The organism is Arhodomonas sp. KWT (assembly GCF_010993615.1).
On record NZ_WNXE01000077.1, the window covers coordinates 1 to 12,723 of the forward strand.

The window sequence follows — 12,723 nt, forward strand, 5'->3', positions numbered from 1 at the left end:
TCGAACACGCAGCCTGAACCCCGACGACGGAGCCCGCGGTGACCGAGACGAATTTACACACTTGACGGGACACAACCCTTGGCATCGTACTCAAGATCAGAGAAGCTCGACTGCATCGGCGGCGTACTCACTATCAACCGGGGATGGGCTCCATTGTCTCAAGCCGCAACCAGTGACGGAACGGCTCCCGATGAATAAATCAGCGTTTCCTTAGATCCGGCTCGAACATGACTGATCACCAACAAGCAGCTCACCTCCGCCTGGGGATTCCCCCGACACTGCTGCGCCCGCCGGTCGGCGGCAGCGAGGCGGTTGCCCGTGAGCGGCTGACGGCGCCTATCACCGCGATCGGTGCGGGCGAGTTGGCGATGGTGGTGGCGCCTGCCGGCTCGGGTAAGACGACGCTGTTGGCGCAGGCTTACGCCGGCCTGCAGGCGCGGGGCGTGGCGGTGGCCTGGCTGTCGATCACGCCGCTGGCCAATGAGTTCAACCGCTTCTTCCTGCAGCTGATCGGCGCCGTGCGCAGCGTGCGGCCGGGGTTCGCGGCGAGCATCCCGGCCTGGCTTGAGGGGGTGTCCGCGGCGGCCCATCAGGAGCTTGCGCTGAAGCTGGCGCTGGCGTTTTCCGAGGTGTCCGGCAGCGGGGACCGGCTGGTGCTGTTTCTCGACGACTACCACGAGGTCCAGCTCTCGGTCATCCACCGCACCATGGCCATCCTGCTGGACCACCTCCCGGCCGAGGTCTCGCTGGTCATCGGCTCGCGTACCGAACCGCCGCTGCAGGTCGGTGCCCTGCGAGCCGGCGGCCGGTTGCTCGAGCTGGGCTGGGAGCAGCTGCGGTTTTCACGGCAGGAGGCGGAGGACTTTTTGCGGGCTGCTCGGTATACGCTCACCGACGATCAGGTGGGCGCGCTGCACAGCCGTACCGAAGGCTGGGCCGCCGGGCTGCAATTGGCGCGCATCGACCTGCACCAGCGCGGCGACGTAGCCGCCGCGGAGTCCTTCTCCGGCGGCTATCGAAGTGTCGGCAAGTATCTGCTGGATGCGGTGCTGAACCGGCAGCCGGCCGCGCTGCAGGACTTTCTGCTCGAGACCGCGTTCCTGGACCGGCTGTCCGGCCCGCTGTGCGATGCGGTCTGCCGGCGCCACGGCAGCGCCGGCACGCTGGAGGAACTCGAGCAGAATAACCTGTTCACCTTTCGCCTCGACGATGCCGGCATCTGGTACCGCTACCATCACCTGTTCGTCGACTTCCTGCAGGCCCGGCTGCGCCAGCGGGACCCGGGGCGGATCCCGGAACTGTACCTGCGGGCCAGCCGCTGGTACGGGGCCGAGGGCTGTCTTGCCGAGGCGGTGGACTATGCCCTGCGGGGCCGGGCCCCGGAGCGCGCCGCGGAGCTGCTCCAGCCTTACGGCCGGGCGCTGTTCCGCGCCGGCCAGTTCAAGGAACTGAAGCTTACCCTGGAACAGCTGCCGGAGCGCGTCCTGCGCCGGTCCCCGGAGTTATGCGTGCTGCACGGCTGGGCCTGCGCCTACGCCGGGGAGTTCGAGCTCGCCCGGGTGCGGGCGCAGGACGTGCAGCAGGCGGTCGCCGGGCGCAGCGACGATGACCTGTTCCGCGCCGAGGCGGCGGTGCTGCTGGGCACGCTGGGGGTGATCCGCTCCGACGAGCCAACGCTGGCCGTGCTCGACCGGGGGCTGGCGGCGCGGCTGGAGACCGCCGACAGTTCGGTGCAGTCCTTCGTGTATGTGGCGCTGGCCTATGCCAGCCGCGCCCGGGGGCGGCTCGAGGAGGCGCGGCGGCTGCTGGACCAGGCGGTGGCCTATGCCGAGCGCGGGGAGAGCCCCCTGGTCAACATGCTCGCCCGCTACAACGTGGCGGTGCTGGCCTGGCTGGCGGGGGTGCGGGGCAGCTCGGAGCATATTGCCCGCGGCGCCCTGGAGGTCGCCGAAGGCCGCGGTTGGCTGGAGAGCATGGGCGCGGCCTTCATCCGGGTGCAGCTGGGTGTGACCCTGTACGAGGCGGACCGGCTGGAGGAGGCACGGCAGCAACTCGACGCCGCGATCGAGATCCTGCGTTCGACCCAGGCCTACGGCTTTCTAGGCGTTGCGGTGGTGATCCGGGCAACGGTGCACTGGGCCAGGGGCGATGTCGAGCGGACGCGCCTCGATCTGGAGTGGGCCGAGCGCATCGCCGAGAGCCGGCAAGTGGAGCGGGTGCGAATCCGCAAGGTGCAGCTGCAGGCGCGCATGGCGCTGGCCACGGGGCACACGAATTATGCCCGGCGGCATCTCGATCAGGGGCATGCCCTGATCGGGGCGGCTGCGGACGAGGTGCTGCCCTGGCCCGAGCAGCACGAGCAGTTCCGGCTGCTGGACGCGCGGCTGCTGCTGGGAGAGGAAAACTGGCAGGCGGCACTGGATTTGGCCGATGCCGCGCAGGCCAGCGCGGCACGGGCCCAGCGCAACTACACCCGACTGGAGGGGCTGATCCTCTCGGTCGAGGCCCTGCTGGCCCTGGGCCGCGATGAGGAGGCACAGGGGCGGCTGCGGGAAGCGCTGGACCGGGCGGCCCCGGAGCAACTGTGGCGGCCGTTCTTCTACACCGGGCCGCATCTGGCGAAGCTGGTCGCGGCATGGGCGGCCTCGGCGGATCCGGCGGCGACCGAGCTACAGGCGGTGCTGGCGGGGAGCGGACGGCGTCCGGAGCCGGTGGCCGGCGAGACCCTGCAGACCCGCGAGCGGCAGATCCTGGAGCTGGTCGCCCGGGGGCTGCGTAATCGCGAGATCGGGGCTCGGCTGTTCCTCTCGGAGGAGACGGTCAAGTGGTATCTCAAGCGCATGTACAAGCAGCTGGGGGTGCGCAACCGCACCGCGGCCCTGCTGCGCGCGCGCGAACGCGGTCTTATCCAGTCGTCGGACTGACCGCCGGCGACCCTGTAGCCCGCGCGCGTCGGGCCGCCCGCTGCCGCGGGCCGATCCCCACCTTCGTGGGGGTGCATTCCCCACTTTAGTGGGGATGACCGCCCCCACCCGGCTCTCCTAGGCTGAATCGGTATTCGGTTCATCGGCAGGCCGCCCGCGAGGCGCCCGCCGGCAGAAGACCAAGGAGAGAGCCTTTGAACCTCGCCAATCTGCTTGTCCGCGCCGGGCGCTGCTTCGGCAAGCACAGCGCCGTTGCCGCCGGCCCCCGCGTGGTCGTGGACTACGAGACCCTGGCCGCGCGGGTGGCGGCGCTGGCCGGCGCCCTGCGCAGCCGCTACGGGCTGCAGCCCGGCGACCGGGTGGCGCTGGCCATGAAGAACTGCCCGGCCTATCTGGAAGTGCTGTTCGGCGCCTGGCACGCCGGGCTGGTGGCGGTGCCGGTGAATGCCAAACTGTCCGCGCCGGAGGTGCAGTACATCCTCGACAACAGCGGCGCCCGGATGTGCTTCGTCACCAGTCATCTGGCCGAGGCGGTGCGCCCGCTGGTGCAGGGCGTGGCGACGCTGGAGCAGGTGATTGCGGTGGAGGACGCGGCCTACGGTGAGCTGTTCGGCGGCGAGCCGGTCGGGGTCCGTGAGCGCGCGCCGGCGGATCCGGCGTGGCTGTTCTATACCAGCGGCACCACCGGCAAGCCCAAGGGCGCGACGCTCACCCACCGCAATCTCGCGGCGATGATCTCCGGCTATTTCAGCGACGTTGATCCGCTGCAGCCCGGGGAGGGCATCCTGCACGCCGCGCCCATGTCCCACGGCTCCGGGCTGTACGCCTTGCCCTACGTCGCCGTCGGCGGGCTGCACATTATCCCCGATAGCGGCGGCTTCGACCCGGACGAGATCTTCGATCTGCTGGCGGTGCACGAACGGGTGTCGTTCTTCGCCGCGCCGACCATGGTGCGCCGGTTGACGGCGGCGGCCCTGCGCAGCAAGCCCGACGTGCACAACCTGAAGACGGTCACCTACGGCGGCGGGCCGATGTATGTCGAGGATCTGCGCGAGGCCATGGAGGTCTTCGGCAACCGCTTCGTGCAGATCTACGGCCAGGGCGAGAGCCCGATGACCATCACCGCCATGTCCAAGCTCGCCCACGCCCAGAGCGACAGCCCCGACTACCAGCATCGGCTGGCCTCGGTCGGCCGGCCGCAGACCCTGGTCGAGGTCAGCGTCATGGACGCGGACAATGCGCCGCTGCCGCCGGGCGAGGTGGGCGAGGTCTGCGTGCGGGGCGACATCGTCATGCCGGGCTACTGGAACAACCCCGAGGCCAGCGCCGAGGCGCTGGCCGACGGCTGGCTGCATACCGGCGACATGGGCTGTTTCGACGAGCAGGGTTTCCTCTACCTCAAGGACCGCTCCAAGGACGTGATCATCAGCGGCGGCACCAATGTCTATCCCCGCGAGGTGGAAGAGGTCCTGCTCGCCCACCATGCCGTGGCCGAGGTGGCGGTGCTGGGGGACGCCGACCCGGAGTGGGGTGAGGTGGTGGTGGCCTTCGTGGTGCCGGCGGGGGACACGCCCGTCGCCGCGACCGATCTCGACGACCACTGCGTGCAGCACATCGCCCGCTTCAAGCGGCCGCGGCGGTACTACTTTGTCGACGACCTGCCCAAGAACGCTTATGGGAAGGTGCTCAAACGATCGCTGCGCGAGCGGCTGCAGGCCGAGTCGGCGGTGCTGGTCTGAGGACCCGCCGGCGCAGCGAGCAAACGCCTGAGGAGGCAGAAATATGGCGCAGTACATGATTGGCTGGGGACATACCCGCTTCGGCAAGCTGAGCGACGAGGACGTGGAGTCCCTGATCGCGCGGGCGGCCACCGAGGCGATGGAGGACGCCGGTGTCGACGGCAGTCAGATCGATGCCGTCTTCGTCGGTAACTTCAACAGCGGCATGAACCCCCAGGAATTCCCGGCCTCGCTGGTGCTGGAGGCCGATCCGGCCCTGCGCTTCAAGCCCACCACCCGGGTCGAGAACGCCTGCGCCAGCGGTTCGGCGGCCATCCACCAGGGGCTGACCTTTCTCCAGGCGGGGCGCGGCCAGCGGGTGCTGGTGGTCGGCGTGGAGAAGATGACCGACGCCGACGCCGCGCGGGTCGCCCAGGGGCTGCTGGGCGCCAGCTATCGCCGCGAACCCGCCGATCCCAAGACCGGTTTCGCCGGGGTGTTCGGCAACGTCGCCGAGGCCTACTTCCAGCGCTACGGCGATCAGGAGGAAGTGCTGGCGCGGATCGCAGCCAAGAACCACCGGAACGGTGCGAAGAACCCGCTGGCGCACCTGCAGAAGGATCTGGGCCTGGAGTTCTGCAGCAGCGTTTCGGAGAAGAATCCGCTGGTGGCCGGCCGCCTCAAGCGCAGCGACTGCTCGCCGGTCTCCGACGGTGCGGCGGCGGTGGTGCTGGCCGACGAGTCGGTGGCGCGCCAGGCCAGCCGTTCGGTGCGCTTCCGCTCGACCGCCCACGTTACCGAGCACATGCCGATGGCCCGCCGCGAGCCGACCCGCTTCGAGGGCGCCGAGCAGGCCTGGCAGCGGGTGTTGGCCGGGGCCGGGGTGGGTCTGGCGGACCTGGCCTTCGCCGAAGTGCATGACTGTTTCACCATCGCCGAACTGATGATCTACGAGGCGATGGGGCTCACGCCCATCGGCGAGGGCCGCATCGCCATCGAGGAAGGCTGGACCGAGCTGGGCGGCAAGCTGCCGGTGAATCCCTCCGGCGGCCTCAAGGCCAAGGGCCACCCGGTGGGGGCCACCGGGGTGTCGATGCATGTGATGGCGGCACGCCAGCTGCTGGGCGAGGCCGGCGAACTGCAGGTGCCCGACGCGGAGCTGGCGGCGGTATTCAACATGGGCGGCGTCGCGGTCGCCAACTACGCCAGCATTCTCGAGCGTACCGCCTAGCGCGGGCGCCGAGCAGGAGTCGGCGGCGGGCCCGGTGTCGTGGCCGGCCGCCGTGCCCGCCCCGGCGGGCGATAAGCCGAGAGTCCTACGGAGGAGAGTAACAATGCGTAGAAGAAAGTTTCTTGAGCTGGCGGCGTTTTCCGCAGGGGGCGCGATTACCCTGAGCAGCATGCCCATGCGCGCCTTTGCCCAGGGCACCACCTACAACATGAAGTTCGACACCTACATCGCCCAGTCGGCGGCCCCCTCCCAGCTGGACAACTGGTACCTCGACGAGGTGGTCCGGCGCGCCAACGGCGCGATCAAGATCCGCAAGTACTGGGCGCAGTCGCTGCACAAGGTCGGGGAGCACCTGCCGGCGGTGCGCGACGGCATCTCGGAGATCTCCCTGATCTCCCCCGGCTACTACCAGGCGATGCTGCCGGTCACCCGCGGCCTGGAGTGGTACTACCGGATGCAGCGGGCCGACGCCCTGCAGAAGGTCAGCCGGGACGTCTACGAGAACTTCCAGCCGCTGCGCGACGAGTGGGAAAAGCGGCATCGCTCCAAGGTGCTGTACTGGACCAACTGGTACTACGCCCCGCTGGTCACGCGCGAGCCGGTGCGCAGCATCGAGGACCTCAAGGGCAAGCGTATCCGTGGCTACGGCATCGCCACCGACGTCATCGAGCGGCTCGGCGGCACCGCCATCCCCATGGCGGCGCCGGAGGTCTACACCGCCCTGGAGCGCGGCGTGCTGGATGGCGTCTACGGCTTCGACTTCGTCACCGCGATCGGCTACAAGCTGCATGAGATCGCCCCGCACATCACCGACATCGGCGACGGGCCCCACGCCCCGGCGGCGACCATCATGAGCATGCAGACCTGGGAGTCGCTGCCGGAGGAGCTCAAGGCGATCTTCAACGAGGTCTCCGACGAGGTCTACCGCTCCCGCTATGCCGAGATCTACGAGGGCGCCGCCCGGCGCAACGTGGAGCTGGCGATGAACGAGGGCGCGCAGTTCGCCACCTGGTCCGACGCCGACAAGGAGCGGGCCCGCGGCATCATCCAGCCGGAGCAGGTCCAGAAGTGGATCGACGAGGTCGCCAAGCCGGCGGGCATCGATGGCGAGGCCATGCAGAAGGTGGTTGCCGAGGCGATCGAGAAGCACGCCCCGAACGGCCGCCTGAAGCGGCCCTACGAGCTGTACCAGGAGATGAAGGGCGCCTGAGCCCGGGGGCCGGTACGGCGGCGGGCCGCTGAGCCGCCGCCGTACCGCGCATCAGACCGCCAGCCTAGCCGGAGGAGCGTATGAACCTGCTCAGGCGGATCGATAGTTTCCTGGCCGCCGTGACGGGCACCGTCGCGATCGTCTTTCTGCTCATCATGATGGTCGGCACGGCCGTCGACGCCACCATGCGCTTCGTCTTCAACAGCCCGATCCCGGGCGTGTTCGAGCTTGCCGAGGCGGCGATGGTGGTGCTGGTCTACTTCGGGCTGGGCTGGGCGCAGTCCGACCGCAAGCACATCCGGGCCACCATGCTGGTCGACCGGCTCTCCCACCGGCCGCGGCATCTACTGGAGGCCTTCGCCTGGGCGCTGTCGGCGCTGTTCCTGCTGGCTCTGGCGATTCCCGCGACGGAGGCGGCGCATGCCTCCTTCTCCATCCGGGAGTTCCGCTGGGGCTCGGTCCAGATGCCGATCTGGTGGATAAAGATTGTCTTGGCGGTGGGACTGTGGCTGGGCGTGGCGCAGATGCTGCGCTCGTGCCTCGGCGCGGTGCGCACGGCCATCGCCGAAGCGCCGGCAAGCGAGCGGCGTCCCGCGTTGGAGCGGCGCCGGAGTGAGGAAGCAGAGCATGCTTGATCCATTGACTGCCGCGGCACTGTCGGTGCCCTTGATTTTCATCTTGATGGCACTCGGCGTGCCGGTCTTTGCCGCCCTGGGGGTCGCGGGGCTGTTCAGCGTAGTCTCGGCGGAGAGCGGGGCGTTCGCCTACTCGCAGCTGAAGAACTTTCCCTATCATCACACCGCCGTTTATCTCCTGACGGTGGTGCCGCTATTCATCCTGCTCGGGAACTTCGCCCATCACGCCGGGGTGGGGCGCTCGCTCTTCGGCGTTGCCCGCCGGTGGGTGGGACACTGGCCCGGCGGCCTGGCGATGGCCAGCATCCTGACCTCCGCCGGGTTTGCCGCCACCTCCGGTTCCAGTGTCGCGACCGCGGCGACGGTAGGGTCCATGGCGCTGCCGGAGATGCGCAACGCCGGCTATGACCGGCGGCTTGCGGCGGGGGCCGTGGCTGCCGGCGGCGTGCTGGGGGTCCTGATCCCGCCTAGCGTGTTGCTGGTGTTTTATGCCGCGCTGACCGAGGTCTCGGCCGGCAAGATGCTGGTGGCGGGGGTGATTCCCGGCCTGATATCGACCGGCGTGTTCCTTGGCGGCATTTGGCTGCTGAGTACCCTGCGTCCCGGCCTGAGCACCGTTTACGAAAAGGCCAGCTGGCGGGAACGGATCGTCTATCTCAAGGACGCCTGGCAGCTCGGGCTGCTGATCGTGGTGGTGATCGGCGGGATCTACTCCGGCTGGGTGACCCCGACCGAGGCGGCCGCAGTCGGTGCGGTAGCGGCGATGCTGCTGCTGCTGTTCGCCAAGGGGACGGGCGCGTCACGGCTGTCCCAGATCTGGGGCTCATGCCGGGACACCCTGGGCACCACCGTGATGATCATCATGACCATCGTCGGTGCGGGCATCTTCAGCTTCTCGCTGAGCCTGGCCCAGGTGCCGCAGCTGATCTCGGAATGGGTGGTCGGTCTGCCGCTGCCGGGGCTGGCGATCGTCGGTCTGTTCCTGTTGATCTACTTCCCGCTGGGCATGTTCCTGGACGCCTTCTCGATGCTGGTGATCACGCTGCCGATCATGTTTCCGGCAGTCATGGCACTAGGCTTCGACCCGATCTGGTTCGGGATCCTGGCGATCAAGATGTGCGAGATCGGGCTCATCACGCCCCCGATTGGCCTGAACGTCTACGTGATCGCGGGGCTCGACGAGCGCACCTCGCTACCGGAGGTGTTCCAGGGGGCCGGCTGGTTCATCGCCATGGAATTGGTCGGCACGGCGGTCCTCTTCTTCTTCCCGGTGCTGACCACCTGGCTGCCGAACACCATGTGAGGCTGCCTGCCTCACCATCCGGAAGGGGGAGCAGAACCGTGTCGATGAGTCTTTATCTTGAAGATCTGCAGCCGGGGCGCAGGATCGGGACGGGCGAACTGACGCTGGATAAACAGCAGATGCTGACGTTCGCGCAGGCGTACGACCCGCAACCGTTTCACCTGGACGAGGCAGCGGCGGCTCGGTCCGTGTTCGGCGGCCTGGTGGCCAGCGGCTTCCAGACGGCGGCGCTGGCCTGGGTGCTGGCATTGCGGACGGGGTGCTTCGACGAGAGCAACCTGGCGGGTATCGGCATCGATGAGCTGCGCTGGAAGAAACCGCTGGTCGCGGGGGAGACGGTCAGCTGCCGTCTCGAGGTGATCGAGGGCCGACCGTCCGCCAGCAAACCGGATCGCGGCACGGTCGTCATTCGCTACGACTTGGTAAACCGGGCGGGTGAGCTGCTGCTGACGATGAAGCTGATCCACGTTGTGAAGCGACGGCAGCACGCCTGACGCGGTGAGATTGGCGAGAAGGGGAGGCGGGATGCGGAATGAGCAGGGCGCGGTGGTGTTGGTCACGGGTGGCGTTTCGGGTATCGGGCTGGCAATTTCGCGGCTGCTGAACGAGCGCGGCTGGCAGGTCTGTCTGCTGGACCGGCGGGCGGAGGAGCTGCAGGCTGCGTCTCGCGATCTGGGGCTGCAGGAGGCGCAGACGGTGGTCTGCGACGTTTCCGACGAAGCGGCGGTGGATGCTGCCCTGGCCCGCGCGACCGGGCTCGGGCCCTTGGCTGCCGTCGTCAATTCGGCGGGAATCGGGCTGGACCGTCCCAGCCTGGAGACCACGGCCGAGGACTTTCGCCGGATCCTGGACGTGAACCTGATCGGCACCTTCCTGGTATCGCGCGCGGTGGCACGGCACTGGATCGGCGAGGGGCGCTCGGGGAGCATCGTCAACATCAGTTCCGTCTCGGGGCTGTCGGGCAGCAAGGGGCGGAGCGCCTACGGTGCCTCTAAAGCGGGCCAGAACCAGTTGACGTTCGTGATGGCCAACGAGCTTGGCGACAAAGGCATACGGGTCAATGCGGTGGCGCCAGGCCCGATAGACACGCCTTTGGTGGCGGAGATGCACGGCGCTGAGGATCGGCGCAAGTGGCAGGAGCGGATCCCGCTGCGCCGCTACGGAGTACCCGAGGAGGTCGCCCGGACAGTCGCTTTCCTCGTGTCCGAGGAGGCAAGCTATGTCTCCGGTCAGGTGGTGGCGGTCGACGGCGGCTATCTCCACGCCGGGATCCGCGAGTAGCGGCTGCGTCCGCAAGGAAGCGGGACCCGAAGGCCCCGCGCCAACAACAGCTGAGCGAAAGCGGTCGGTAGTCAGCCGCGCTCCGTGGCCTCCCCCGGCATGAAGCCGACCGCCTGTTCCTCCTCCACCGGCTGGTACTGCCCCTCGTCGTAGCCGGCGGTCATCTCCTGAATGTGCTGATCGGACGGCTGTTCGCGCAGCACAATCTGCTGATTCTCGTCGACCTGCAGCATGCCCACCGGGATGGCGGCCTTGGACTCGTCGCTGCCGAAGATGCCCGAGGAGGAGACGATGATGCGGACCTCCTCGCCGTCGCTGCTGCGTACCACGTCGTCGATGGTGCCGATGGGGGCCCCGTCCACGCCACTGACCTGCTGGCCTTCCAGGGAAGCGGGGGTGGCGTTGAGGATGTTGGGATCGGCCATCGCCTCGTTGTAGTCGCTCAGCGGCCGGGCCTCGGCCTGCGCGCGGGGCTCCAGCAGGCTCTCTCCCTCGGGCTGATCGCGGTAGGGCTCGTCGCGACCGTACTGCCGGCTCTGCTGCTGGGCCGCAGCCTGCTGCTCGCCGGTCTGCGGCTGGGTGGCCGCCTGCGGCTGAGCGGCGTCCTGCGCCGCCCGGTCCTGGTGCTCGGCACCGGCGGCGAAGGCGGTGGCGCCACTGGCGGCCAGGGCGAGCACGCTGACGAAGCCGGCAGTGTGCAGGCTCTTGCGGATCGGTTCGGTCTTCATGACGCGGTCCTCCGTGACTTGCGCCGGTGTGTTCGCGTGCCGCGCACGCGTCCTTGTGGGTGTCCGTGCAAGGTGGGTTCGCCGGCAGCGGCGGACAAGCGTAGAAGCCGCGCTAAGTGTCCGCCGGGTCGCAAGTTCTGCTTGTGCGCTCGGTGCTGAAGCCGGCTGCGGCGGCGTCCGGGTGGGTCGGCGGCAAGGGCGACCCAGGGCGGGGCGGGCGCGGCCTGCGATTGACAAACCACCGGCCACTCCGTACCTTCCAGGCGTCGCCTACGCGGCCTACGATCAATGGCGGCGGGCGTCGGTCCCCCCGCGACGATAAGCTGTGAACCCCGTCAGGCCCGGAAGGGAGCAGCGGCAGCAGTGGACTCGGGCGCCGGGGTGTGGCTGGCGTCCGCCGCCTCCAGTTTCGGCCTTCCCTCGCCGCGTCTGTGGTGGCAGCAGCGTTATCCCGCTCCCGCCGGCTCTGGTAGAATCGCCGGACCGTCTCAACCGACAGCGGCAGTCCCGACGTCCATGACCTGAATCCGTGACTTCAACGAGCTGAAGCTGCGCCCCAAGCCTGCAATAACAAGGCCTTGAACGGTATAATAGACACTGACACTCATTCACCCAGTCAGTGATTTTGGCTCATGCGTACCTTCACCCTCCAGCAATCCCGAACCGAAGTCTATACACCCAACGGTGGGCTGGCTCTGGTTGGCCACTGCCTGAATCGACATACATCCCTCACCAAAACCGCCCGCACCGTCGTTAAGCGGCACGGTATTCCGAACATTGAACTGATTCGGACCTACCTGGGCCTGATTACGCTGGGCAAAAGCGATTTTCAGGCGGCTGAGCCGGTTCGCACGGATCCGTTCTTTAAATCCGCTCTGGGCATCAAACAGTCGCCTTCCTCGGCCCGATTGCGCCAGCGCTTTGATGAAGATGCCAAGGCCCTGATGCCCCTGTTGGACGAGGCCAGCGTCGAGTTTCTTCGGTCCGTCGGGGCCCCGGTATCCCCTCTGCCGATGGGCCACGTAGCCCTGGATATGGATGTCTTTCCCATGGACAACAGCCAGACCCATAAAGAAGGTGTCAGCTACATGAACCGCCCCGGGTATCGCGGAGGCTATTTGGATTAAGTCAGGCCGCCATGGCTTCCTGACTGGCGAGTTGCCGGTAGTAGTTTGCCTCAGCTTCCGCTGGTGGAATATAGCCCAGGGGCTCCATGAGCCTTTGATGGTTGAACCAGGAGACCCATTCCAGCGTGGCCAGCTCCACGGCCTCCGGCGACCTCCAGGGGCCCCGCCGGTGGATAATTTCCGCCTTGTATAGGCCGTTGATTGTCTCCGCCAAGGCGTTGTCGTAGCTGTCGCCGCGGCTGCCCACCGACGGCTCTATGCCAGCCTCCGCCAAACGCTCGGTATAGCGGATGGAGACATACTGCGAGCCTCTGTCGGAGTGGTGAATCAGACTCTCGGAGCTAGCCGGCTGACGGGCGTAGAGTGCTTGCTCCAGCGCATCGAGCACAAAGTCTGTGGCCATGCTCCGGCTGACGCGCCAGCCGACAATGTAGCGGGCGAAGACGTCGACGACGAAGGCGACGTACAGCCAGCCCTGCCACGTCGAGAGTAGAGTAAGAGGCAGGGCGTAGTCGGACTATCTCCCTGCCTCTCCTCTCCGAACCGGACGTGCACCTTTCAGCGCA

Annotated in this window: 9 protein-coding genes, 1 other RNA gene and 2 pseudogenes; 10 read left to right on the top strand and 2 right to left on the bottom strand. The window is 67.9% G+C overall.

The annotated features are described in order from the left end of the window. Window positions 1-227: 227 nt before the first annotated feature. From G7A99_RS11895 to G7A99_RS11930, 8 genes are all read left to right on the top strand, one after another. Window positions 228-2,924: a LuxR C-terminal-related transcriptional regulator gene (locus G7A99_RS11895; protein ID WP_163140416.1), complete on the top strand. Its 2,697-nt coding sequence runs from the start codon at window positions 228-230 to the stop codon at window positions 2,922-2,924. A 194-nt stretch (window positions 2,925-3,118) separates the two neighbouring features. Continuing rightward, window positions 3,119-4,663: an AMP-binding protein gene (locus tag G7A99_RS11900; RefSeq protein ID WP_163140418.1), complete on the top strand. Its 1,545-nt coding sequence runs from the start codon at window positions 3,119-3,121 to the stop codon at window positions 4,661-4,663. A 43-nt stretch (window positions 4,664-4,706) separates the two neighbouring features. Continuing rightward, the gene (locus tag G7A99_RS11905; protein WP_163140420.1) at window positions 4,707-5,873 is read left to right on the top strand and encodes an acetyl-CoA acetyltransferase; all 1,167 of its coding nucleotides are present in this window, start codon (window positions 4,707-4,709) and stop codon (window positions 5,871-5,873) included. Between the two features lie 103 nt (window positions 5,874-5,976). After that, window positions 5,977-7,083 (top strand): C4-dicarboxylate TRAP transporter substrate-binding protein, encoded by a 1,107-nt coding sequence (locus tag G7A99_RS11910; RefSeq protein ID WP_163140422.1) that lies wholly within the window; start codon window positions 5,977-5,979, stop codon window positions 7,081-7,083. Window positions 7,084-7,163: 80 nt separating this feature from the next. After that, on the top strand, window positions 7,164-7,718 hold the full coding sequence (locus G7A99_RS11915) for a TRAP transporter small permease (protein ID WP_163140424.1): 555 nt from the start codon (window positions 7,164-7,166) through the stop codon (window positions 7,716-7,718). Beyond that, window positions 7,711-9,021 (top strand): TRAP transporter large permease, encoded by a 1,311-nt coding sequence (locus tag G7A99_RS11920; RefSeq protein ID WP_163140425.1) that lies wholly within the window; start codon window positions 7,711-7,713, stop codon window positions 9,019-9,021. The genes G7A99_RS11915 and G7A99_RS11920 overlap by 8 nt, the downstream gene beginning before the upstream one ends. Window positions 9,022-9,065: 44 nt before the next feature. Continuing rightward, on the top strand, window positions 9,066-9,515 hold the full coding sequence (locus G7A99_RS11925) for a MaoC family dehydratase (protein WP_163140427.1): 450 nt from the start codon (window positions 9,066-9,068) through the stop codon (window positions 9,513-9,515). Window positions 9,516-9,546: 31 nt separating this feature from the next. After that, window positions 9,547-10,302 carry an SDR family NAD(P)-dependent oxidoreductase gene (locus G7A99_RS11930; protein WP_163140429.1) on the top strand — a complete coding sequence of 252 codons (756 nt, stop codon included), beginning with the start codon at window positions 9,547-9,549 and terminating at the stop codon, window positions 10,300-10,302. A 71-nt stretch (window positions 10,303-10,373) separates the two neighbouring features. Here the strand turns inward: G7A99_RS11930 and G7A99_RS11935 are convergent, their stop codons facing one another. Continuing rightward, entirely contained in the window at window positions 10,374-11,030 is a 657-nt protein-coding gene (locus G7A99_RS11935; RefSeq protein WP_163140432.1) for a PRC-barrel domain-containing protein, read from the bottom strand. 299 nt (window positions 11,031-11,329) lie between these two features. On the opposite strand from G7A99_RS11935, the gene ffs reads away from it, so the two are divergent. After that, an RNA gene (ffs, locus tag G7A99_RS11940) (signal recognition particle sRNA small type) lies at window positions 11,330-11,426 on the top strand. Window positions 11,427-11,662: 236 nt separating this feature from the next. Next, a pseudogene (locus G7A99_RS11945) lies at window positions 11,663-12,142 on the top strand (IS1380 family transposase); the annotation flags it as partial. Window positions 12,143-12,158: 16 nt separating this feature from the next. Here the strand turns inward: G7A99_RS11945 and G7A99_RS11950 are convergent. Further along, window positions 12,159-12,653 (bottom strand): annotated as a pseudogene (locus G7A99_RS11950) (IS3 family transposase); the annotation flags it as partial. Window positions 12,654-12,723 lie beyond the last annotated feature (70 nt).

Coding starts and splice junctions, on each gene's coding strand:
- G7A99_RS11915 (WP_163140424.1), top strand. CDS start 7,164: ATGAACCTGCTCAGGCGGATCGATAGTTTCCTGGCCGCCGTGACGGGC.
- G7A99_RS11895 (WP_163140416.1), top strand. CDS start 228: ATGACTGATCACCAACAAGCAGCTCACCTCCGCCTGGGGATTCCCCCG.
- G7A99_RS11910 (WP_163140422.1), top strand. CDS start 5,977: ATGCGTAGAAGAAAGTTTCTTGAGCTGGCGGCGTTTTCCGCAGGGGGC.
- G7A99_RS11905 (WP_163140420.1), top strand. CDS start 4,707: ATGGCGCAGTACATGATTGGCTGGGGACATACCCGCTTCGGCAAGCTG.
- G7A99_RS11930 (WP_163140429.1), top strand. CDS start 9,547: ATGCGGAATGAGCAGGGCGCGGTGGTGTTGGTCACGGGTGGCGTTTCG.
- G7A99_RS11920 (WP_163140425.1), top strand. CDS start 7,711: ATGCTTGATCCATTGACTGCCGCGGCACTGTCGGTGCCCTTGATTTTC.
- G7A99_RS11935 (WP_163140432.1), bottom strand. CDS start 11,030: ATGAAGACCGAACCGATCCGCAAGAGCCTGCACACTGCCGGCTTCGTC.
- G7A99_RS11925 (WP_163140427.1), top strand. CDS start 9,066: ATGAGTCTTTATCTTGAAGATCTGCAGCCGGGGCGCAGGATCGGGACG.